The sequence below is a fragment of the Neisseria sp. P0021.S006 genome (assembly GCF_051956895.1).
In genome coordinates this window covers 1-437 of record NZ_JBQCWZ010001289.1, presented here as the reverse complement: position 1 = coordinate 437, position 437 = coordinate 1, and the positions used below count along the sequence as shown (strand labels likewise).

The following is a 437-nucleotide window of genomic DNA, read 5'->3' as shown; positions in this document are numbered from 1 at the left end:
CCCTCAACAACGTGAGACAGGCGGTTTAAAACAAATATACGAAAGCGGCATAAATGCTGATAACGGCAATCAGGCTGTCCACACGGTCGAACACGCCGCCGTGTCCCGGCAACAGATTGCTGCTGTCTTTGATACCGGCCGCACGTTTGAGCCAGCTTTCCAGCAAATCGCCGCACACGCTAACCACGGTCAGAATCAAGCCGATCAAAATCGTTTTGAACCAACCGGCTTCAAAAGTCAGCCAACCGGCTTTCCATACGATGGTCATGTACACGGCAACGCACAATGCGCCGCCGATCGCACCCTCCCAGCTTTTACCCGGACTGACGGTCGGCGCAATTTTGCGCTTGCCAAACGACTTGCCGCAGAAATACGCGCCAATATCGGCCACCCACACCAAGCCCATAATCGCCAATAAAGACAGCGCGTCTTCAGGC

At 54.5% G+C, this 437-nt stretch carries 1 protein-coding gene; it reads right to left on the bottom strand.

All coding sequences use genetic code 11. From position 1 onward, the window contains the following. Positions 1-25: 25 nt before the first annotated feature. Positions 26-437 (bottom strand): phosphatidate cytidylyltransferase (locus ACTHUM_RS19925; protein WP_440403997.1); only part of this gene is annotated, 412 nt, incomplete at its 5' end.